A 22,524-nucleotide genomic window follows, 5' to 3' on the forward strand; every position below is an offset into this window, starting at 1 on the left:
TTTAAATCAGGAGAATAGTAACGATTTTTTCCTTTTTTGACGAACTCTATTCCGTAACGATCAATCAATTTAATCATGTACCTAATATTAGAATTATTTATCCCAAATTTATTTGAAAGCTTCTCTAAGCTATATCCTTGTTTTCTAAGTTCATAGACCTGAACTTTATCATCATAAGTTAATTTCATAATAAAAACACCCCAAAAGTTAGATTTTTTTCTGTCTAACTTTTGGGGTGCAGTTCATGAAAGCCTTGATACTATGCGTTTTATTTTTTTCATTTTCTGATAATACTCTTCGAAAATCAAATTCAAACCACGTCAGCTTCACCTTGCCGTATATATGTTACTGACTTCGTCAGTTCTATCCACAACCTCAAAGCAGTGCTTTGAGCAACCTGCGGCTAGTTTCCTAGTTTGCTCTTTGATTTTCATTGAGTATAAAATTGAGTTTTTGATCAATTTTTTTTAGTGATCAGGCGAACATTTGCCAAAAGTAATCAATGATGTAGGTCAATCCATAAGTGTAAACAACCAGGGTAAAGGGCTTGGTCAAGATGATGATGGTCATGTAGCGCTTGAAGCTCATCTTGGTCAGAGCAGCCAGCATACAGAGAAAGTCCGCTGGGCTAACTGGCCAAATCATCATAAAAATAAAGAAACGGTCAAAACGATTGCCCTTATCCAACCAGCCAATGTACTTGTCATAGGTGCGCTTGCTGACGACAGACTGAACAAAGGGGGCTCCGTAGAGACGCACCAGGTAAAAGATAATGGCGCAACCAATAACAATACCGAAATAGTTGTAGATCGTCCCCACGATATGACCGTAGATAAAGACACCTGCCACAGAGGTTAGAGCACCAGGAATGATGGGAACGACCGTCTGCAATATCTGTAAAAAGATAAAAAGTGGTGGTCCCCAGATACCGGCCTGTTGGATAAAGGCAGATAGGGTTTCCTTAGAATGCAGAACACCAGCCTGATAGGCCCAGATACAGAAAATCAAAGTACCAACTCCACCGATGATGGAAGAAATATTGATTGCTTGCTGTAGAAGGGGAGAAACAGCTTTCATTTGTTTATCGTGTGACATATAAACTCCTCTTGAATAGTATGATTCTACTATACCATATTTTGAGGAGAAAGACTATATGGGGTACTTTATGTGACTTTGCCTCAAGTATGGTAAAATGGGAATAAGAAAATGGCAGCTTAGAATGAGGAAAATAATGTTAGGATTGAAGTTTAATGGCACTTGGCGCAACTACCAAAGACAGGTCTTGGATAACTTTCAGGAATATCAATCAGATGGCCATGTCCACTTGGTGGCAGCACCAGGTTCTGGGAAAACAACCATTGGGATCGAGTTGATTGCCCGCTTTGATAATCTAGCCCTGGTTTTGGTGCCGACTGTTACCATTCGGGAACAATGGGTGGATAGGATTCGCAAGGCCTTTTTAGAGAATGAGGACCAGGTCACAAGTCTCGTTTCTCAAAATCTCAAGGACATGAAGCAAATCACCATCGCCACCTACCAAGCCTTTCACAGTGCCATGCAACAAGTACAATCTCAAGAAGATAATGGCGAGGTTGAAGACTTTGTCGGCTTTGACCTGCTTGCCAGCCTCAAGGAAAAGGGTGTCGAAACCCTCTGTCTGGACGAATGCCATCACTTGAGAAATGAATGGTGGAAAAGCCTAGAAGACTTCCGTAAAAATTACCCGCAACTACAAGTCATCTCACTCACTGCAACACCGCCATATGACAGTGAGCCAGAACTCTGGGATCGCTATCTCCAGATGTGTGGCGAGATCGACCAAGAAATAGCAGTGCCAGAACTGGTCAAGGAAGACACCCTCTGCCCTCATCAGGATTTTGTCTATATCTGTTTTCCGACCAAGGAAGAAGACAAGCGCTTGGAAGAGTTTGAGGATACCAAGTGGCAATATGTCAGCCACCTAGTCGTTGATCGTGACTTTCAAGAGTTGATTAAGAGTTCCAAGGTTCTCAAAGGGGAAATCTCTGCGGATATGCTCCTCGAAGATCCCAAGTATCTCTCAGCCTTCCTCATTTATCTACAGGCTCAAAAGCTAGAAATTCCTAAGTACTTACGAGATTTACTGGGAGCTGAAGGCTTGCCTGCTCTTAATTACTACTGGCTCGAAGTCCTCTTGCAAGGCCTTCTCTATCAGACACCCGACTGGTATGAGGACCCACAGGAGACAAAGAAAAAGATAGAAGCCGAGTTGAAATCAAGAGGGCTAATCGAAAAACGTCAGGTTTTCTTGCTCAAATCCAAAGCCAATGACCAAATCCTCAATCAATCTCTAGGAAAACTGGCTGGCATCGCATCTATCTTTGAAACCGAGTATACTAGTCTAGGTCAGGACTTGAGACAGTTAGTCTTGGCGGACTATATCCGCAAGGATTTTGCTAGTTATCTGGGAGATGACCAAGCGCCAATCACGTAATTAGGTGTCCTCCCTTACTTTGAAACTATTCGCCGAAGTGAGCAAAAACAAGGCCTTTCTGTCCCCATAGCAGTCCTTTCAGGTAGTGTCGTTATCATACCGTCCAGTGTCAAGGAAGAACTCGAAGCACTCATCCCAAATACCAACTTGACCTTCTCAGCCATCGGAAAACTCGACCAAGGAGCCTATCTCCAAGTAGGCTTTCCATCTAGCTTTAAGGGGATGGTCGCAGCAGTGACTGAGCTCTTCCAACGTGGTTCTATCCAGGTCTTGGTCGGAACCAAGTCTCTCTTAGGAGAAGGATGGGATGCGCCTTGCGTCAACTCTCTCATCCTAGGAAGTTTTGTCGGAAGCTTTATGCTCAGTAATCAGATGCGAGGCCGTGCTATCCGTATCTGGCAAGGACATCCAGATAAGACCCAGTAATATCTGGCACCTAGTAGCCATCAAACCATATAAAAATCCAGCCTTTTCTAAGGAGGATCAAGAAGAACAAGACCTCAATCCATATCAAGACTTACAAACCCTTGCCCGTCGGATGGACCATTTCCTTGGCTTGTCCTGTAAGGAAGAGACCATCGAAACAGGTCTGTATCGCTTGAACTTTCCTGAGTTCCCACTTAAGAAAAAGAAACTCGAAGACTACAACGAGAAGATCAAGGAACTATCCAAGGATCGTGGCTCCCTTCGTAAAAAATGGCAAAACTCTCTCATCGTTGCTGACAAGATTGAGATTGTCAATGAAGTAGCGACCGACAGCAAACGAATCCCTCTGCTTGCCCTAGCAGATGCTGAAAAGTGGCTTCGCTATGCTTTTATGGTATTTGCCATTAGTCTCCTGACTTATGTCTTTAGACTCACCTTCTTTGACTTGCCATGGTTGACAGCTCTTTGTGGCCTCTTCCTAGCCATTACAGCCTTTCGCTATTACAGCTACAAGAGTCCTTATGTACGCCTACGTCAGGTGGGTGAAGGTATTCGTAATGCCATGCTAAAGATGGGGCATCTTTCCGATGATCGGTCGCGCGTGCAGGTGGAAGAAGATAAGGATAGCTATTGCGTTTTTGCCTATCTAAAAGGTGGTAGTATGCGAGACAAGGAACTCTTTTCTCAGACCTTAGGAGAATTCTTTGCACCCGTGGACAATCAACGCTACCTCTTAGTAGCAAAAAAAGCACCAGCAGGTCAATCCAAGTATTTTGTAGTTCCTAGCCTCTTTGAAAAGCGCAAGGAAGAAGCTCAGCTCTTTCTAGACGCAGTCGCCCCTCAGCTAGGTGATTACCAGCTAGTCTACACCCGCAACGAAGCAGGCAGAAAAGTCTTACTCGAATCCCGACTCAAATCCCTAGCTAACAAAAATGACCGCCTCATTACCAAGAAGAAGGTTAAAAGTGCTTTGAAGTAGGGAGAGTTACAATTTTAATGTTTATATAAAGTAAAAAGGAAGTAATTATGTCAGATACAATTTTAATTTTGGGCAATGGATTTGATATTGCAATGGGTCGAAAAACAAAGTATACAGATTTTATTGAGTTTGAACAGAGATTATTCGATAGACCAGAAAGTGACTTACAAGCTTTTCTAGATTCTAAAAACATAGATATTGATAAATACAAAGATAATTTGTATTTGAAATTTATTAATGAGAATAAAGATACTCTTGGAGATAATTGGTCTAATCTTGAAACCATGATTTCTCAACTTTCTGAAGCTGTAATGTATTGTAAAGAGAATACTGATTTGTTGTATTCTATAGGATATAATGAACCATTCCTTCAACATATAGAAAGAAATATGCTTCAATTACAAAAGGATAGAAATTATTGTTCAAAATCATATGTTGGACGTCTATTTTTCTCCCTATTTTATGAAAAAGGATGGAAAAAATTAGAAAGAGAAGTTGCATTGGATAAATTAAATAACGAATTTATCAGGCAACTTGATCTATTGGTTGAATTGTTAGAAATATATTTATCTTATATAGACTTTCTTGATTTTAAAGTTATCGAGATAAAATCCAAGCCAACAGCTCTAGATGCAATATCAGATTTATCAAATTCTTCAGTTCTAAACTTTAATTATACTAATACATCAGGATATTTATTTGGGACTTCTGAGGAAAAAACTCATTTTATACATGGTAGAATTGATTTAGATAGACAAACTAATAGGATCAATACCATGGTCTTTGGAATAGAGGATAAAGAAAATGATGTCAACAGTGATTTGATTCCTTATCAGAAGTATTACCAAAGAGTTGTTAAAGAGACTGGAAATCAATTTGAAGAATTTTTCAAATCGAATATTGAATTACCAGACGATGTTCCAGATATTCGTATAGCTTCAAAGAACATTATTGTGTTTGGTCACTCTGTTGACCCTCTGGATAAGGAAATATTTCAAAAATGCTTTTCATTAGCAGAGAATGGAAAATATACTTATCGATTTATTTTCACTTATTTTGATGAAGCAGCTAAACGTTCGATTATTAAGAATCTTGCAATCATTCTTGGTAAAGAAAAATTGGTAGAGTTAACAGGAAAACGAAATGTTGTATTTATAAAGAGTGATGATAATGAGCGTATGAAGAAAGAGCTACTACCTTAATAAAATCAAAAAATAATTGAACTTATATAATAAAATTGTAAAATCTTAATCTAAAAACATTTTTATCCCACTCGTCTTCCTTAGGTCGAGTGGGTTTTCTTAAAATATGATAAAATAGAAAAGACAATACATTAAATAAGGGAAGTAAAAATGGCAAGTAAAGAAAATACAGAACGCAAGGAACTGCATCGTAAAATTTGGGCGATTGCGGACGATGTGCGTGGAGCTGTAGACGGTTGGGATTTTAAGCAATATATCCTAGGGATTCTATTCTATCGTTTTATTTCAGAGCATATGGCCGATTATTTTGACCGTGCTGAGCATGAAGCTGGTGACTTAGAATTCCGTTATGCTGAATTGAGTGACCAAGAAGCTGAGCAAGATTTTAAACCAGGGACAGTTGAGGATAAGGGATTCTTTATCCTTCCGAGCCAACTATTTGAAAATGTTGTCGAGAATGCCTCGCAAAATGAAAACTTAAACGAAGACTTGGCCAACATTTTTCAAGCTATTGAGAAGTCAGCGATTGGGTTCAAATCAGAGGATGATATCAAAGGTTTGTTTGATAACTTGGATACACGAAGCAATATCCTTGGTGGAACTGTTCCAGAAAAAAATAAACGACTTTCTGACATTCTAAATGGTATCAATAGCATTAACTTTGGCAACTTTGAGGAAAATGACATCGATGCCTTTGGTGATGCCTATGAGTTCTTGATTTCCAACTATGCAAGTAATGCAGGAAAAAGTGGGGGTGAATTTTTCACACCTCAGACAGTCTCTAAACTACTAGCTCGTCTAGTGATGGTCGGTAAGGACAAGATTAACAAGGTCTATGACCCAACATGTGGTTCGGGCTCTCTCCTTCTTCAAATGAAAAAACAATATGAAGACCATATTCTAGAAGATGGATTCTTTGGTCAGGAAATCAATATGACCAACTATAACTTGGCTCGTATGAATATGTTCTTGCACAATATCAACTACAATAATTTTGATATTAAGCGAGGAGATACCCTTTTAAATCCTCAGCATCTGGAAGAAAAGCCGTTTGATGCTATCGTTTCTAACCCTCCGTATTCTGTCAAATGGGTGGGAGATGGAGATCCAACTCTAATAAATGATGACCGCTTTGCGCCAGCTGGTAAGCTAGCTCCTAAGTCAAAAGCTGACTTTGCCTTTATCATGCATAGTCTCAATCACTTGTCCAATAAAGGTCGAGCAGCTATTGTATGTTTCCCAGGTATTTTCTATCGTGGTGGAGCTGAAAAGATCATTCGTCAGTATCTAGTAGATAACAACTTTGTTGAAGCAGTGATTTCCCTTCCAGACAATCTCTTCTTTGGAACTTCTATCGCAACGACGATCTTGGTTTTGGCAAAAAATAAACTAGAGAACAAAACGCTCTTTATCGATGCGAGTAAGGAATTCAAAAAAGAAACTAACAACAATGTTTTGACGGATAGCAATATCGAACATATAGTTGAATTATTCTCTAATTATCAAAATGTTGACTATAAATCTGCTCTTGTTGATAATGATGTGATTGGTTCAGAGCAGGATTATAACCTATCTGTTTCAACCTATGTCGAACAAGAAGATACACGTGAGAAGATTGATATAGATGTTCTCAATAAAGAAATCGCTGAGACTGTTGCCCAAATTGACCACTTGCGTGCACAGATAGACAAGATTGTAGAGGAGCTGAGCAATGGCAAATGATGTAATTCTCTATAGAACAGATGACGGCGAGTCTGCTATTGAACTCCACTTGGATAATGGGACGGTTTGGCTGACCCAACAAGAACTAGCTGAGCTCTTTCAAACTTCCAAGCAAAACATTAGTAAACATATCAAGGCTATCTTTGAAGACGGTGAATTGGATGAAACAGTGGTTGTCAACTATCAGTTGACAACCACTCGTCACGGTGCAATGGCTGGTAAAACTCAGTCAAAAAAAGTCGCCTTTTATAATCTGGATATGATTTTAGCGATTGGCTATCGTGTTCGTTCTCCTCGTGGCATTCAGTTCAGACTCTATGCTTCGACAGTCTTGAAAGAGTATCTGATTAAGGGCTTCGCTATGGATGATGAGCGTCTGAAAAACTTGGGTGGAGGCTCTTACTTTAAGGAACTCCTTGAGAGAATTCGAGACATTCGCTCTAGTGAAAAAGTCTTTTACCGTCAGGTCTTGGATCTCTTTGCGACATCAAGTGACTACAATGCAAACTCACCAGAGGCAAAGAAATTCTTTGCGACGGTTCAAAACAAGATGCATTATGCTATTCACCACAATACTGCCAGCGAACTCATCTACAATCGTATTGATAGTGAAAAGGAGTTTCTGGGCTTAACTACCTTTAAAGGAGACCTCCCTACTCTATCTGAAGCAAAAGTTGCCAAGAATTATCTGACAGAAAAGGAACTCCGTGGGCTTAACCAGCTTGTATCAGGATATCTAGACTTTGCTGAAAGACAGGCAGAGCGAGAAGAAGTTATGACCATGGCTGACTGGGTGGCTCACGTTGATCGAATACTTCAGGCTACTGGAGAAGACTTGCTGGACAATAGTGGTTCTATCTCTCGTGAACAGATGAAGCATAAAGTAGATAAGGAATATAAGAGCTACCAAGCCAAGACCCTCAGTCAAGTTGAAAAAGATTACCTCAAGGAAATTAAAAACATTGAAAATCTAGCCAAGGAAGGAGGTAAGTGATGAATATCCTAGAAGAAATCCAAACCTGTCCCGTTGAGTGGAAAGAGTTGGGGGAAATTAGTCAATTTTATAGTGGTTTAACTGGGAAAACAAAATCTGATTTTGAAAATGGAAATGCTAAGTATGTAACTTATAAAAATATTTTTAATAATATACAAGTTGAATTTAATCTATTGGAAACTGTTCAGGTAGACAAAAATGAGAGGCAAAATTTTATAGAATACGGAGATGTGTTAATAACAGGTTCTTCTGAGAGCAAAGAAGAAGTTGGTATGTCTTCTACAGTTACTTTTGTTCCTGATGAGCAGATTTATTTAAATAGTTTTAGTTTTGGAATCCGATTTAATGAGGATATTGAACTTTTGCCAGAATTCACCAAATATTTATTCAGGAGCATCAGATTAAGAAAACAGATTGAGAAAACTGCAAGCGGTGTAACCAGATATAATATTTCAAAAGTTGCTTTTAAGAAAATAAAAATTCCATTACTTTCTAGAGAAATTCAAGAAAAAATCGTGCAAACACTTGACAAATTCACGGATTATGTTACAGAATTGACCTCAGAATTGACCTCACGTAAAAAGCAATATTCTTATTATCGAGATAAACTGTTATCTTTTGAGGATGAGGTTTATCAAGTTGAGTGGAAGAAGTTGAACGAATGTCTTAAAAAAGGAAAAGGAACTAAAATTACAGCTAGTCAGATGAAATTACTTCACAAAGATGGTGCGCCAATCCGTATCTTTGCAGGAGGAAAGACTTACGCTGATGTGAACTATGGAGATATTCCCGATAAGGATATTCACACAGAAGAGGCAATTGTTGTAAAATCTCGTGGAATTATTGATTTTGAATACTGCACAGAACCATTTAGTTTTAAAAATGAATTTTGGTCATACAGTTCAGACAATGAAAATATCAATTTAAGATATATTTATCATTACTTAGTTCATAATAAAGAACATTTTCAAAACATCGCTAATAATATGCAGATGCCACAAATTTCTAGTAATGATACTGAAAAATTTAAAATTCCAGTCCCTTCCCTCGAAATTCAATCTCGCATTGTTCAAGTTTTAGACAACTTTGATACGATTTGTCATGACCTTAACATCGGACTGCCCAAGGAGATTGAACTACGTCAAAAACAGTACGATTTTTTTAGAGAAAAACTCTTGACATTCGTCGCCGAAGGCGAGTACACTGAGAGTAGAGTAGAGTAGAGGAGTGGGACAACTCCGCTATTATCAAGCTTTTACAGTGGGTATTTGGTTCAATTCGAGTGGAGTTGGGAGCTTTGGGAGATATTATTCGAGGTAATGGCCTACAGAAGAAAGATTTCCAGGATGTCGGTGTTCCGTGCATTCATTACGGACAGATATATACATATTATGGAATTGAAACTGAGAGAACAAAATCATATATAAATTCAGAGTTAGCAAGAAAACTTCAAAAAGCTAAAACTGGTGATTTGATTGTTGCGACGACGTCTGAAAATGTTGAGGATGTTGGTAAATCTTTGGTTTGGTTAGGGAAAGAGGAAGTTTGTATAGGTGGGCACTCATGTATAATCAGAACTGAGCAAAATACTAAATTTTTAGCCTATCTTTTTAGAACTAGATTTTTCCAAATTCAAAAGGAAAAAAGAGTACTTGGTACAAAAGTAATTGAACTTTATCCTAAAAATCTTGCAAAAATTAAGATTATCTTACCACCCCTTTTCGAACAAAAAAGAATTGTCTCCATCCTTGACAGTTTTAACACCCTAACCAATTCTCATTCTGAGGGTCTTCCAAAAGAAATCGAACTGAGACAGAAACAGTATGAATACTGGAGAGAACAATTATTAAACTTCACTAGATAAATTCTTGAATCATTTTGAGAAAGAATCTTAATTAAAACAAAAAAGGAAGCATACTATGGTTGATTATTCAAAAGTACATGAAGTAATTGCGGAAACAAATGAAGGGATTCTCTTGGCTGAGTATCAACCAGAGTATCGCATAGATAGAGAATTTCAGTCTGAGGCAGATTTGGAAAGACAATTGCTTATGGATTTAGTCAATGGTCTCAATTATGAACGATTGGATATCCATACACCTGCGGATCTTTTAGCGAATGCAAAGGTTCAAATTGAAAAGCTTAATAAGGTGATCTTTACGAATGCTGAATGGCAACGTTTTATAGTCGAGTATTTAGACTGTCCCAATGAGGGTTTGGTTGAAAAAACACGAAAAATCCAAGAGAATCATATCTATGACTTTGTCTTTGATGATGGACGGATTAAAAATATTTTTATCCTTGACAAGAAAAACATTCATAACAACAGCATGCAGGTCATCAACCAAGTGACGCAAGTGGGGAGTCATACCAACCGTTATGATGTGACCATTTTAGTCAATGGTCTTCCGCTAGTTCAGATTGAATTGAAGAAGCGTGGAGTTAGTCTGCAAGAAGCCTTTAATCAGGTTCATCGTTATAGCAAGGAAAGCTTTAACAGCGAAAATTCTTTGTATAAGTATGTTCAGATTTTTGTGATTTCGAATGGTACTTATACACGCTACTTTGCAAATACGACAGCTCAAAATAAAAATCACTATGAGTTTACCTGTGAGTGGGCAGACCGTAAGAATAAGACTATTCACGAATTGGAAGATTTTACTGTTACTTTCTTAAGCAAGCGTGTCCTCTTGGAAGTTTTGACCAAGTATTGTGTTTTTGATGTGGATAATACCTTGCTCATTATGCGTCCTTATCAGATAGCAGCAACTGAAAGTATCTTGCGCAAGATTCATTCTTCCAATGAAATGAAGAATTTTGGAACCATCAATGCTTGTGGTTATATCTGGCATACGACAGGGTCAGGGAAAACCTTGACCAGCTTTAAGACTGCGCGCTTAGCGACAGAGTTGGACTACACTGACAAAGTGATATTCGTTGTAGATAGAAAAGACTTAGACTATCAAACTATGAAGGAATATCAAAAATTCCAACCAAATTCAGTCAATGGTAGTAACAATACAAAAGAACTACAACGCAGTATCGAGGAAAATGATGATCGAATCGTTGTCACAACTATTCAAAAGTTAAATAAGTTTATCACTGCAAATCCTAATCATGAAGTCTATGCTAAGAAATGTGTCTTGATTTTTGACGAGTGTCATCGTTCTCAGTTTGGGAAGGCTCAAAAGCGCATTAAGAAGGCTTTTAAACAGTACGCCCTATTTGGATTTACAGGGACACCAATTTTCCCAGAAAATAGCTTGACGGGTGAAACGACACAAGAAGTTTTTGGAGAACAACTTCATAACTACGTTATTACAGATGCTATTCGAGATAAAAAAGTCTTGAAGTTCAAGGTTGATTACAACTATATTAAGCCTGAAATCAATAAGTATAGAGAAGCGGAAAAGGCAGTTGACCGAGAGCTTGATGAGAAGAAACTCAAAAAGATGGAAAAGGAACTCCTTTTGCATCCTGAACGGATTGCAACCATCACAGAGTATCTGTTGAGAGTTTATAATGATAAGACGCATCGAAATCAACACTATACTCATAAACAAAAACAACTATCTGGATTTAATGCCATGCTGGCTGTACAAAGTATTGAAGCAGCAAAATTATACTATGAAGAGCTCCAGCGACAACAAGCAGCTTTACCAGAAGCTAAACGTTTAAAAGTTGCAACCATCTTTAGTTTTGCACCTAACGAAGAACAATCTGCTTATGGGGAAATTCAAGATGAAGAGCTAGAACCTCAAGATACAGCCATGCCTCTATCTTCTAAAGAATTTCTTTCTAGAGCGATTGACGACTATAATCACATGTTTAAGACCAACTTCTCAGCTGATGGGAAGGAGTTTCAAAATTACTATCGTGACCTTTCCAAACGCGTTAAATCCAAGGAAGTGGATTTGCTGATTGTGGTCGGTATGTTCTTAACGGGATTTGATGCCCCGACTATGAATACACTCTTTGTCGATAAAAATCTACGTTATCATGGTTTGATTCAGGCCTTCTCGAGAACCAATCGGATTTTTAACAAGGTTAAACCTTTTGGGAATATCGTATGTTTCCGTGATTTAGAAAAAGCTACTCAAGAAGCTATTAAAACCTTTGGGGATACTAATAAGCTTGATATTATCTTAGAAAAAAGTTTTAGCGAATACATGGACGGTTTCGTAGATCAGGTAACGGGTATTAAGGTCAAAGGTTATACAGAAGTCTGTCAAGAAATTCTGGAAAGATTCCCTAATCCACAAGAAATTGAAACAGAGCATGATAAGAAGGAGTTTGTTAAGTTATTTGGTGAGTTGTTGAAGCTTGATAATGTTCTTCGAAATTATGACGAATTCCAAGAGATAGACAAACCTATTTCAGAAGGTTATCTTCAGGATTTAAGAAGCACTTATGTAGAAATTCGAGATGAATTCTTAAACCTTAAAAATTATGAAAGAACAAAAGACTTAGGTATTGACCTTTCAGATGTTGAATTTGAAATCGAACTCTTAAAAACAGATGAGATTAATCTGGACTATATTCTTGCATTGATTGTTGAAAAATCGAAAAATTCTGAGTCTAAAGAAGTAATGAAAGCAGAAGTTAGTCGTGTAATTCGTTCTAGTATCGATATTCGTGCCAAAGAAGAGTTGGTTATCGGCTTTATCAATGACACTGATTTGCAAAAATTGAAAGACCATGAAGGAGTTATCAATGCTTTCTATGAATATGGCAAGGAGCGCAAGAAAGTCGCAATCCATGACCTAGCTGAGTCTGAGAAACTTGTAGCTGATTACCAATTATTCATAGACAAATCAATTCAACGAGGTTATGCTGAAAACAGTGGGACTGATTTAGATTCGATTATTCCGCCCACTTCTCGTAGACAGGGAGCGCGTGAACGGAAAAAGCAAGAAGTTTTGCGTAAGATTCAGTTGTTAGTAGAGACTTATTCAGGTATTTAAGTATTATCAAACAAGGTTTATTAGAAAAATCAGGCTCTACAAAAAACACTCTTTATTCGCTCATTTTTAAGATATAACTTTGTTTCCATATTTCCTGGAAACTCATAGAAAGTAAGGAGAAACATGGAACAAACTAACCAAAAATCCCAGTGCCAACAACTCTGGGCTAGAAACAAATACCTCGTTTTGAGCCATTCCAGCAATATTTACAATGAGATTCGCCAATACTTGAAGAATGAAGAGGTGGTGGTAAGTCATGTTCAGGAACTGATCGACTGTGCCTGTCAGATTCCAGAACACAGGGGTCAGGTTTGCAATGCCTTTCAGCATATTTGGGGCTATTTTAAAAAGAAAGCGACAGATGCCGAGCGCAAGGACTATATGCTCTTGCTGGATCGCTACCGCTTTGGTCAGGCTTCTAAGGAAGACTTGATAACTAAGACTAGAGACTTGCTTGATTGCTATCCAAATACCTATTTGCAACATTCAACGTTACTGAAAGGAGACTTCCATGAGACTTTGGCATGAGGCTTTGATTTCACAGCTTCCTCGTCCTCAACTCTTGGGGCAACATCGAGAGTGTTGCGCCCTGCGTGGCAATGGCTGGGGCAGAAAGCATGCAACGGTTGACTATGTCTTTACCCACTCGCCCTATCGTCTCTATGCCTATCATGACTTGATTATGGAGGAGATGGTTAAACGAGGCTTTAAGGTCAGTCCAGAGTGGCTGGACAAGAACTACCGAGGTAAGACTTGCCCTCCTTATCAAGACTTAGCAGAGGAAAAGCTGAAAAGTCCTATCTATAGCGAGCATGACGCTACCTACTATGAGGAATGTCTGGCTAATCTTCGTGAAAAGGGGATAGAGCTGGAGTAAGAGGCAGGATTAACTCCAATTTAAAACTCTTTTCGTAATTTTTTCGAATAATAAAAATGAGACCTTTAGAACGATTCTAAGGTCTTCTTTTATAAGTATTTGGATTTACTTTTAATAACTTTTAAGTTATAATTTTAAAAAACCAAGCGTGAACTAAAGGACTTAAAAGAAAGAGGGTTAAGTGATGAAAAATAGTGCCATTGGGAGTAATTGGAAGGATGTTCGGTCTCAACTCTTTACCAAGGAAGAAATTCTTGAAAGCGATATGCGAGTGGCTATCATGAGTGAGTTAATTGAGGCTAGACATGAGCAAGGTATCAGTCAGAAAAAGTTAGAGGAACTCAGTGGGGTAAGCCAGCCTGTCATAGCTAGGATGGAAACAGGAAAGACTAGTCCTCAGTTGGATACGGTCTTAAAAGTTTTAGCCAGTTTAGGAAAGACACTAGCAGTCGTCCCACTGGAACAGGAAAATAGTTGAGAATCAGTGCCTATAGTCTTTTCTAATAGCAAGCCATAGTCAGCTCTCGATTCACTAATATTTTGTTCTAAACGTAGATATTTAAAAACTCTATTAACCATTGTCTACCAAAGGATTTGGGGAATCTTCTCCAAATCTTTTTTTGTGCTTTAAAAAGCGATATAGTTTCAAACTATATCAAAGCCTAATTTTTTACAATTATACAGATGATTTCTTTTCTGTTAAGATAGTTTCAACAACAATTTTTGGAGGACAAAACATGTCAACTACAATTATCGGTTTCCCTCGTTTGGGCGAATTCCGCGAATTAAAATTTACAACTGAAAAATACTTTAGAAAAGAAATCTCAGAAGAAGAACTTTTGGCAGCAGCAAAAGACTTGCGTGCTAAACACTGGAATATCGTTAAAGAAAAAGGCATCACTGAAATTCCATCAAATGACTTTTCTCACTATGACAACTTCCTAGATGCTGCTTTCCTTTTCAACGTGGTACCTGCTTCAGTTCAAAACTTGGACTTGTCTGACCTTGAGCGCTACTTCGCTTTGGGTCGTGGTTACCAAGGAGAAAAAGGGGACGTTCGCGCCCTTCCAATGAAGAAATGGTTCAACACCAACTACCACTACATCGTTCCTAAATTTGAAAAAGACACTCAAGTTAAACTTGCAGGTCACAAAATCTTTGATGAGTTCCAAGAAGCTAAAGAACTTGGTCTCAACACTCGTCCTGCCCTTGTAGGTCCATTCACTTTCCTTCAATTGTCAGATTTTGAAGAAGGCGTGAAAGCAGAAGACTTCGTAGACAGCTTAGTTGCTGCTTACCAAGAAGTTTTTGCAAAATTGGCTGAACTTGGTGCGACTCGCATCCAATTGGATGAAGCGGCTCTTGTAAAAGACTTGACAGCCGAAGAAAAAGCTCTCTTCTTGAACCTCTACAACAAACTCTTGGCTGACAAAAAAGGTCTTGAAGTCTTGCTTCAAACTTACTTCGGAGACGTTCGTGACGTTTACGCTGACCTTGTAAACTTGCCAGTAGATGCTATCGGTCTTGACTTCGTTGAAGGTAAGAAAACTCTTGAATTGGTTAAAGGTGGTTTCCCAGCTGATAAGACTCTTTATGCAGGTATTGTCAATGGTAAAAACATCTGGCGTAACAACTATGAAAAGAGCTTGGCTGTTCTTGAGCAAATCCCAGCTGAAAACATTGTCTTGACAAGCTCATGCTCACTTCTTCATGTGCCATTTACAACTGCTAATGAAGAATTTGAACCAGCAATCTTGAACCATTTTGCTTTTGCAGTTGAAAAATTGGATGAGATTCGTGATTTGGATGCTATCCGCAATGGTCAAGGTGAAGAAGCACTTGCAGCCAACAAAGAACTCTTTGCGACTGAGCGTGTTGGTGAAAATGCGGAACTTCGTGCGCGTATCGCTGGTTTGACTGATGCAGACTACACTCGTTTGCCAGCATTTGCTGAACGTGAAGCTATCCAAGAAGAAGCTTTCAAACTTCCAGCTCTTCCAACAACAACTATTGGTTCATTCCCTCAAACAAAAGAAGTTCGTGCTAAACGTTTGGCTTACCGTAAAGGTGAATTGTCTCAAGAAGAGTATGACGCTTTCCTTGCTGAAACAATTGACGAATGGATCAAATGGCAAGAAGATATCGACTTTGATGTCCTTGTTCACGGTGAATTTGAGCGTAATGACATGGTTGAGTACTTCGGTCAAAACTTGTCAGGTTACCTCTTCTCTAAAAATGGTTGGGTACAATCATACGGTATGCGTGGGGTTAAACCACCAATCATCTGGGGTGATGTCACTCGTCTTAACCCTATCACTGTTAAATGGTCTAGCTATGCACAAAGCCGTACAAACAAACCTGTTAAGGGTATGTTGACTGGACCAGTAACTATTCTCAACTGGTCATTCCCACGTGAAGACATCTCTATCAAGGATTCAACTCTTCAAATCGCCCTTGCTATCAAGGATGAAGTACTTGACCTTGAAGCTGCTGGTGTGAAAATCATTCAAATCGACGAGGCTGCTCTTCGTGAAAAATTGCCACTTCGTCGTAGCGACTGGTACGAAGACTACCTTGACTGGGCAATTCCTGCCTTCCGCTTGGTACACTCAACAGTAGCGCCAGACACACAAATCCACACTCACATGTGTTACTCAGAATTTACAGATATCATCCCAGCTATCGACAACATGGATGCAGATGTTATTTCCTTTGAAGCTAGCCGTTCAAACCTTGAAATCTTGGACGAACTTAAAGCGAAAAACTTCCAAACAGAAGTGGGACCTGGGGTTTACGATATCCACTCACCTCGTGTGCCAAATGAAGGCGAAATCGACAATACAATCGAAGCCATCCTTGCTAAAGTGCCAAGCAAGAAAGTTTGGATCAACCCTGACTGTGGTTTGAAAACACGTGGTATTCCAGAAACGAAAGAAAGCTTGATCCGCCTTGTAGAAGCTGCCAAAGCTGCGCGTGAGAAATTGTAAGAAAAGACAAGTCTCCCTACACGGTTGATCAGTAAGAAATCAACTAGAAAAGGTTCATACATATGTCACGTCAAACACCGTCCCTCTCATTTGAAGTTTTCCCTCCAAACCCAGCAGTAGGCAATGATAAAATTATTGCAGCTCTGAAAGACATGCAGGGCTTGGCACCACACTTTATCAGTGTGACTGCCAGCAATAATAAATTTAATATCAAAGAGACGACGGTTCGTTTGGCTGACTATATCCAAAATGATTTGGCTATTCCGACAATCGCTCACTTGCCAGCTATTTATCTGACAAAGGATAAGGTTGCTGAGACAATTGTAGATTTGGATAAGGTTGGAGTACAAAAAATCTTGGCTCTTCGTGGAGATCTCATTCCAGGTGTTGAGCCGCAAAAGGACTTCCGTTATGCGACAGACCTGATCGAGTTTATCAAGGAGCAGGCCCCACACTTTGATATCATTGGTGCTTGTTATCCTGAAGGACACCCTGATTCGCCAAACCAAATCTCAGATATCCAAAATCTTAAGAAAAAAGTGGATGCAGGATGCTCTAGTCTAGTAACGCAACTCTTCTTTGACAATGAGCGTTTCTATGATTTCCAAGACAAGTGTACCTTGGCTGGAATTGATGTGCCTATTCATGCGGGTATCATGCCAATCCTCAACCGTAACCAAGCTCTTCGTCTCTTGAAGACTTGTGAGAATATCCATCTCCCACGTAAGTTCAAAGCTATCTTAGACAAGTATGAGAATGACCCTGAGTCACTCAGAGCAGCAGGACTTGCCTATGCCGTAGACCAAATCGTGGACTTGGTAACGCAAGACGTAGCAGGTGTGCATCTCTACACCATGAACAATGCAGATACTGCTCAGTACATTCACCAAGCAACCCATGCCTTGTTTAATCACCAATCTTTAGGATAATAAAAAGCAAACCATTCTTCTTTTCATAGAGGAATGGTTCCTTTTTAATAGAAAAGCCAGCACTTTTTAAGAAAAATATGATAAAATAGACTCTGTACGTACTTGATACAAAGATGAGGGTATTTAGGTTATAAAGGTTGCGAAAACGAAACTCAAAAAGTCCAAAATATCTTGAGTAATTGAACCCGGCCGAAAAGCTGTGTAAAAAAGATAAACTGTCTTGTCTTCATCGAAGACTTCGTCAGTTTCCTATTTTTACTTTGCTTTTGACGGCCTTAGTATCTTGATCTTTGTAGGCAAGGCGTATAATATTATCAATCCAAAAGGGGATTAAAATGACAAAACAAGTGTTTCAAACGACTTTTGCTGGTCGTGAGTTGATTGTAGAGACTGGTCAGGTTGCTAAGCAAGCAAATGGCTCTGTTGTCGTACGTTACGGTGAGTCAACTGTCTTGACTGCTGCCGTTATGTCTAAGAAGATGGCAACTGGGGATTTCTTTCCGCTTCAAGTCAACTACGAAGAAAAAATGTATGCGGCTGGGAAATTTCCTGGTGGCTTTATGAAACGTGAAGGACGTCCTTCAACAGATGCGACTTTGACAGCGCGTTTGATTGACCGTCCAATCCGTCCAATGTTTGCGGAAGGTTTCCGTAATGAAGTGCAGGTCATCAATACTGTTCTTTCTTACGATGAAAATGCATCTGCACCAATGGCAGCTATGTTTGGTTCATCATTGGCCTTGTCTATCTCAGATATTCCATTTGACGGACCAATCGCTGGGGTACAAGTAGGTTATGTGGATGGACAAATCATCATCAACCCAACGCAAGAACAAGCAGAGCAATCGCTTCTTGAATTGACAGTAGCAGGTACTAAGCACGCTATCAACATGGTAGAGTCTGGTGCCAAAGAATTGTCAGAAGAAATCATGTTGGAAGCCCTTCTCAAAGGACATGAAGCTGTTAAAGAATTGATTGCCTTCCAAGAAGAAATCGTTGCGGCAGTCGGTAAAGAAAAAGCAGAAGTAGAATTGCTTCATGTAGATGCTGAATTGCAAACTGAAATCATCGCAGCCTATAACAGCGACCTTCAAAAAGCTGTTCAAGTTGAAGAAAAATTGGCGCGTGAAGCTGCAACACAAGCAGTCAAAGACCAAGTGACTGCAGTTTACCAAGAAAAATATGCAGACCACGAAGAATTTGACCGTATCATGCGTGATGTGGCTGAAATCTTGGAACAAATGGAACACGCTGAAGTGCGCCGTTTGATCACTGAAGACAAGGTTCGTCCTGACGGCCGTAAGGTTGATGAAATCCGTCCTTTGGATGCGGTTGTTGATTTCCTTCCTCGCGTACACGGTTCAGGTCTCTTTACTCGTGGACAAACTCAGGCTCTTTCTATCTTGACTTTGGCGCCAATGGGTGAAACTCAAATCATCGATGGTTTGGATCCAGAGTACAAGAAACGTTTTATGCACCACTATAACTTCCCACAATACTCTGTAGGGGAAACAGGTCGTTACGGTGCTCCTGGCCGTCGTGAGATTGGTCACGGTGCTCTCGGTGAGCGTGCCCTTGCTCAAGTATTGCCAAGCTTGGAAGAATTCCCATATGCGATTCGTCTAGTAGCAGAAGTATTGGAATCAAACGGTTCTTCTTCTCAAGCCTCTATCTGTGCGGGAACACTTGCCCTTATGGCTGGTGGTGTGCCAATCAAGGCACCAGTAGCAGGGATTGCTATGGGGCTGATCTCAGATGGAAACAACTACACAGTATTGACAGATATCCAAGGTTTGGAAGACCACTTTGGAGATATGGACTTTAAGGTTGCAGGTACTCGCGATGGTATTACAGCCCTTCAGATGGATATCAAGATCCAAGGGATTACTGCAGAAATCTTGACGGAAGCTCTTGCTCAAGCCAAGAAAGCGCGTTTTGAAATCCTTGACGTCATCGAAGCTACTATTCCAGAAGTTCGTCCAGAATTGGCTCCAACAGCTCCGAAAATTGATACTATTAAGATTGATGTTGATAAGATCAAGATTGTCATCGGTAAAGGTGGAGAAACCATCGATAAGATCATCGCTGAAACAGGCGTTAAGATTGACATCGACGAAGAAGGTAACGTATCTATCTACTCTAGTGACCAAGTTGCCATTAACCGCGCTAAAGAAATCATTGCTGGTTTGGTTCGTGAAGCTAAAGTGGATGAAGTTTACCATGCTAAAGTTGTTCGTATCGAGAAATTTGGTGCCTTTGTCAACCTCTTTGATAAGACAGATGCCCTTGTTCATATCTCTGAGATGGCTTGGACACGTACCAATAATGTCGAAGACTTGGTAGCAATCGGGGATGAAGTTGATGTTAAGGTTATCAAGATTGATGAAAAAGGACGTGTGGATGCTTCTATGAAAGCCCTTCTTCCTCGTCCTCCAAAACCTGAACGTGATGAAAAAGGCGAAAAGTCTGAGAGACCTTACCGCCCACGTCATCACAAGGATCACAAACCTAAGAAAGAATTTACAGAAACACCAAAAGATTCAGAATAAGAAAAGGAGAAATGTATGGGATGGTGGCGTGAAACCATTGATATCGTAAAAGAAAATGATCCAGCGGCTCGCACCACTTTGGAGGTTCTTTTGACCTATCCTGGTGTGAAAGCCTTGGCTGCCCACCGTCTCTCTCATTTTCTCTGGAAACATGGCTTTAAGCTCTTAGCTCGTATGCACAGCCAGTTTTGGCGTTTTTGGACGCAGATTGAGATCCATCCTGGAGCTCAGATCGAATCAGGTGTCTTTATTGACCACGGTTCTGGCCTTGTGATTGGGGAGACGGCTATCGTTGAAAAAGGAGTTCTTCTCTATCACGGAGTGACTCTTGGTGGGACTGGTAAGGATGTTGGCAAACGTCATCCGACCGTGCGTAAGGGAGCTCTCATATCTGCACATGCCCAAGTTATCGGGCCTGTAGAAATCGGTGAAAATGCCAAAGTCGGTGCTGCAGCGGTTGTTGTTGCAGATGTACCTAGCGATGTAACGGTTGTCGGTATTCCTGCTAAGATTGTCCGAGTGCATGGGCAAAAGGATGAACCAACCATTCATGAAGTTGAAGGAAAACGGGAATACTACGTCAATAAACTCGAGCAAGCGAGAGATGCCAGTCATAGATCGTCCGAGCTGTAGAGGATATCTATATGATTCAAGCAAGAAATAAGTTAAGCCAAGAGGAGTTATCTGAGGCGAAAAAACTAATTAACTGTTGCCAAGCCTATGATGGAACTTATCGTGATCCTTATCTTTCTAACATGCTTAATTTTGACCTAAGCATGCCTGCATTTTTCCTTTTTTACGAAAAAGGCGAACTGGTTGGTTTGTTAACTGTCTATGCTGATGACCAAGATGTGGAAGTGACGATACTGGTTCATCCCAATCATCGCCGTCAGGGAATTGCACGTGCTTTGTTTACTAGCTTTGAGAAAGAAACGACTTCTTCCCCTATTCGTTCAGTGACTTTTCAGACAGAACGTATTTTTCTAGACCGTCATCCTGATTTTGTCAATAACTGGGGACTGGTCAAGGATGAAGAGACAGAAACCTGGTTAGGTAAGGATAGAAGACCTTATCAGTTAGCAAAACTTTCCAATCTTGAAGTTTTGTTAGCAGATAGTTCGTATCAGGAGCAAATTAGCCAGTTAAAATTTCAGGCATTTTCAGAGGAACATGAATCGAAAGAAGTTGTGGATAGATATGTCGCCGAAGCTCTGAAGGATCCAGAAAGTCACCTATATATTTTATTAAAAGACGGTCAGGTTATTGGGACTTGCACGGTAGATTTATCGACTAATACGAATTACCTCTACGGTTTAGCAATATCAGAACTTGAACGTGGAAAAGGTTATGGAAGCTATTTAGCAAAATCCCTAGTCAACCAACTGATTGAGCAAAATGATAAGGAATTTCAGATTGCCGTGGAAGATAGCAATGTAGGTGCTAAACGTTTGTATGAAAAGATTGGCTTTGTCAAACAAACCCAAGTGGTTTATCTGAATGAGAAAGAGTAATAAATGCTATTAGAAGAATTTGAAAATGTACCTGCTGTTATAGAGCCAACTGATCGAAGCCTTCTTAGTGGTGGAGAAATCTGTGATACCATTATCTTGTCTTTTAATGGAGAGATCCTTGAACGAGTAAAGCAGATAGATGGTGTCTACGAAGGTGGCTATCTTACCAATCTAAATGGCAAACTGCCATGGTATATCTATGAAAAAGATGGGAGTAAGGTAGCAGTTGCTATGGCTACGATTGGAGCTCCAATGGTTGTTGGACTCTTGGAAGAACTCAAAGCAAGAGGATTTAAGAACTTTATTGTTTTGGGATCTTGTGGAGTTCTGGACCAGTCTATTCAAGCAGATAAGATTATCCTACCAAGCTCGGCTTTACGTGATGAAGGTACTAGTTATCACTATGCTCCAGCAAGTGATGAAATAGCCTATGAGCAATCTCTACTCTTTACTATGGAAAAAGCCTTGGATAAAGCTGGCATTGAGCATATTCGAACAAAGTCTTGGACCACAGATGCCTTCTATCGTGAAACAGCTGCTAAGGTCAAACGAAGACTAGCAGCAGGAGCTAGAGTTGTAGATATGGAAGCTTCAGCTATCATGGCCTGGGCCCAATATCGACAAGCCAATGTCTATCAATTTTTCTACACAGCTGACTATGTCGACCATCACAATCATGAATGGGATGCTAGACGCGAGGATAGAAAAGCGGATGCTATGACTTTCTTTGAGATTGCCCTAGTCATTGCTCAAGAGTTAGTTTAGACTAGTCTTTACGATAAATTTGAAACAAGAAAGGAAGGGAGCCTAACGGAAAAGATAGCAATAAAACTTCCGTAGTGACTCCCTTCATCTTTTTACTGTATTCTTCTTTTATGTTTAGAAAGGAGCAAGGAATTCCGATTTGTGAC

General features: G+C 39.7%; 16 protein-coding genes and 2 pseudogenes. 16 read left to right on the forward strand and 2 right to left on the reverse strand.

Going from position 1 to position 22,524, the window contains the following annotated elements; translation table 11 throughout:
- Together QM469_RS06420 and QM469_RS06425 are read right to left on the reverse strand one after the other, a co-directional pair.
- A pseudogene (locus tag QM469_RS06420) lies at positions 1-188 on the reverse strand (IS3 family transposase); the annotation flags it as partial.
- A 286-nt stretch (positions 189-474) separates the two neighbouring features.
- Positions 475-1,095 (reverse strand): TVP38/TMEM64 family protein, encoded by a 621-nt coding sequence (locus QM469_RS06425; RefSeq protein WP_248035311.1) that lies wholly within the window; start codon positions 1,093-1,095, stop codon positions 475-477.
- Between the two features lie 136 nt (positions 1,096-1,231).
- Between QM469_RS06425 and QM469_RS06430 the strand changes: the two are divergent.
- The 16 genes and pseudogenes from QM469_RS06430 to QM469_RS06505 all read left to right on the forward strand — a co-directional run bounded on the left by QM469_RS06430 (position 1,232) and on the right by QM469_RS06505 (position 22,378).
- Positions 1,232-3,878: pseudogene (locus QM469_RS06430) on the forward strand (DEAD/DEAH box helicase family protein).
- Between the two features lie 47 nt (positions 3,879-3,925).
- The gene (locus QM469_RS06435; RefSeq protein WP_414276312.1) at positions 3,926-5,080 is read left to right on the forward strand and encodes an AbiH family protein; all 1,155 of its coding nucleotides are present in this window, start codon (positions 3,926-3,928) and stop codon (positions 5,078-5,080) included.
- A gap of 150 nt (positions 5,081-5,230) precedes the next feature.
- A complete protein-coding gene (locus QM469_RS06440; RefSeq protein WP_414276313.1) occupies positions 5,231-6,802 on the forward strand; it encodes a type I restriction-modification system subunit M in 1,572 nt (523 codons plus the stop codon).
- Positions 6,792-7,796, forward strand: coding sequence for a virulence RhuM family protein (locus tag QM469_RS06445; protein WP_414276315.1), 1,005 nt, complete (start codon positions 6,792-6,794; stop codon positions 7,794-7,796). The genes QM469_RS06440 and QM469_RS06445 overlap by 11 nt, the downstream gene beginning before the upstream one ends.
- Positions 7,796-9,019 (forward strand): restriction endonuclease subunit S, encoded by a 1,224-nt coding sequence (locus tag QM469_RS06450; RefSeq protein ID WP_414276316.1) that lies wholly within the window; start codon positions 7,796-7,798, stop codon positions 9,017-9,019. Before QM469_RS06445 ends, QM469_RS06450 begins: the two co-directional genes overlap by 1 nt.
- Positions 9,020-9,093: 74 nt before the next feature.
- Positions 9,094-9,660 carry a restriction endonuclease subunit S gene (locus QM469_RS06455; protein WP_414276317.1) on the forward strand — a complete coding sequence of 189 codons (567 nt, stop codon included), beginning with the start codon at positions 9,094-9,096 and terminating at the stop codon, positions 9,658-9,660.
- Between the two features lie 55 nt (positions 9,661-9,715).
- Positions 9,716-12,760 carry a type I restriction endonuclease subunit R gene (locus QM469_RS06460; RefSeq protein ID WP_414276318.1) on the forward strand — a complete coding sequence of 1,015 codons (3,045 nt, stop codon included), beginning with the start codon at positions 9,716-9,718 and terminating at the stop codon, positions 12,758-12,760.
- Positions 12,761-12,883: 123 nt separating this feature from the next.
- A complete protein-coding gene (locus QM469_RS06465; protein ID WP_414276319.1) occupies positions 12,884-13,288 on the forward strand; it encodes a YbgA family protein in 405 nt (134 codons plus the stop codon).
- A complete protein-coding gene (locus tag QM469_RS06470; RefSeq protein ID WP_414276320.1) occupies positions 13,272-13,637 on the forward strand; it encodes a TIGR02328 family protein in 366 nt (121 codons plus the stop codon). The genes QM469_RS06465 and QM469_RS06470 overlap by 17 nt, the downstream gene beginning before the upstream one ends.
- Before the next feature lie 184 nt (positions 13,638-13,821).
- A complete protein-coding gene (locus QM469_RS06475; protein WP_227945965.1) occupies positions 13,822-14,115 on the forward strand; it encodes a helix-turn-helix domain-containing protein in 294 nt (97 codons plus the stop codon).
- A gap of 259 nt (positions 14,116-14,374) precedes the next feature.
- Positions 14,375-16,624, forward strand: coding sequence for a 5-methyltetrahydropteroyltriglutamate--homocysteine S-methyltransferase (metE, locus tag QM469_RS06480; RefSeq protein WP_414276321.1), 2,250 nt, complete (start codon positions 14,375-14,377; stop codon positions 16,622-16,624).
- Positions 16,625-16,686: 62 nt separating this feature from the next.
- Positions 16,687-17,553 carry a methylenetetrahydrofolate reductase [NAD(P)H] gene (metF, locus tag QM469_RS06485; RefSeq protein ID WP_414276322.1) on the forward strand — a complete coding sequence of 289 codons (867 nt, stop codon included), beginning with the start codon at positions 16,687-16,689 and terminating at the stop codon, positions 17,551-17,553.
- Positions 17,554-17,888: 335 nt separating this feature from the next.
- Complete coding sequence (gene pnp / locus QM469_RS06490) at positions 17,889-20,102, forward strand: polyribonucleotide nucleotidyltransferase (protein ID WP_414276323.1); 2,214 nt, start codon at positions 17,889-17,891, stop codon at positions 20,100-20,102.
- 15 nt (positions 20,103-20,117) lie between these two features.
- Entirely contained in the window at positions 20,118-20,735 is a 618-nt protein-coding gene (gene cysE / locus QM469_RS06495) for a serine O-acetyltransferase (RefSeq protein WP_315639411.1), read from the forward strand.
- Positions 20,736-20,746: 11 nt separating this feature from the next.
- Positions 20,747-21,613 (forward strand): GNAT family N-acetyltransferase, encoded by an 867-nt coding sequence (locus tag QM469_RS06500; RefSeq protein ID WP_315639410.1) that lies wholly within the window; start codon positions 20,747-20,749, stop codon positions 21,611-21,613.
- Between the two features lie 3 nt (positions 21,614-21,616).
- Positions 21,617-22,378, forward strand: a complete 762-nt coding sequence (locus QM469_RS06505; RefSeq protein ID WP_315639409.1) for a nucleoside phosphorylase — start codon at positions 21,617-21,619, stop codon at positions 22,376-22,378.
- Positions 22,379-22,524: the final 146 nt, after the last annotated feature.

Origin of the sequence: Streptococcus infantis (assembly GCF_047464215.1) — a bacterium.
Taxonomy (GTDB): domain Bacteria; phylum Bacillota; class Bacilli; order Lactobacillales; family Streptococcaceae; genus Streptococcus; species Streptococcus infantis_P.

Bases quoted from the DNA above. Each gene is read 5' to 3' on its own strand.
- metF (WP_414276322.1), top strand. From the start codon at position 16,687: ATGTCACGTCAAACACCGTCCCTCTCATTTGAAGTTTTCCCTCCAAAC.
- QM469_RS06445 (WP_414276315.1), top strand. From the start codon at position 6,792: ATGGCAAATGATGTAATTCTCTATAGAACAGATGACGGCGAGTCTGCT.
- cysE (WP_315639411.1), top strand. From the start codon at position 20,118: ATGGGATGGTGGCGTGAAACCATTGATATCGTAAAAGAAAATGATCCA.
- pnp (WP_414276323.1), top strand. From the start codon at position 17,889: ATGACAAAACAAGTGTTTCAAACGACTTTTGCTGGTCGTGAGTTGATT.
- QM469_RS06475 (WP_227945965.1), top strand. From the start codon at position 13,822: ATGAAAAATAGTGCCATTGGGAGTAATTGGAAGGATGTTCGGTCTCAA.
- QM469_RS06435 (WP_414276312.1), top strand. From the start codon at position 3,926: ATGTCAGATACAATTTTAATTTTGGGCAATGGATTTGATATTGCAATG.
- QM469_RS06470 (WP_414276320.1), top strand. From the start codon at position 13,272: ATGAGACTTTGGCATGAGGCTTTGATTTCACAGCTTCCTCGTCCTCAA.
- QM469_RS06500 (WP_315639410.1), top strand. From the start codon at position 20,747: ATGATTCAAGCAAGAAATAAGTTAAGCCAAGAGGAGTTATCTGAGGCG.
- QM469_RS06460 (WP_414276318.1), top strand. From the start codon at position 9,716: ATGGTTGATTATTCAAAAGTACATGAAGTAATTGCGGAAACAAATGAA.
- QM469_RS06425 (WP_248035311.1), bottom strand. From the start codon at position 1,095: ATGTCACACGATAAACAAATGAAAGCTGTTTCTCCCCTTCTACAGCAA.
- QM469_RS06465 (WP_414276319.1), top strand. From the start codon at position 12,884: ATGGAACAAACTAACCAAAAATCCCAGTGCCAACAACTCTGGGCTAGA.
- metE (WP_414276321.1), top strand. From the start codon at position 14,375: ATGTCAACTACAATTATCGGTTTCCCTCGTTTGGGCGAATTCCGCGAA.
- QM469_RS06440 (WP_414276313.1), top strand. From the start codon at position 5,231: ATGGCAAGTAAAGAAAATACAGAACGCAAGGAACTGCATCGTAAAATT.
- QM469_RS06505 (WP_315639409.1), top strand. From the start codon at position 21,617: ATGCTATTAGAAGAATTTGAAAATGTACCTGCTGTTATAGAGCCAACT.
- QM469_RS06450 (WP_414276316.1), top strand. From the start codon at position 7,796: ATGAATATCCTAGAAGAAATCCAAACCTGTCCCGTTGAGTGGAAAGAG.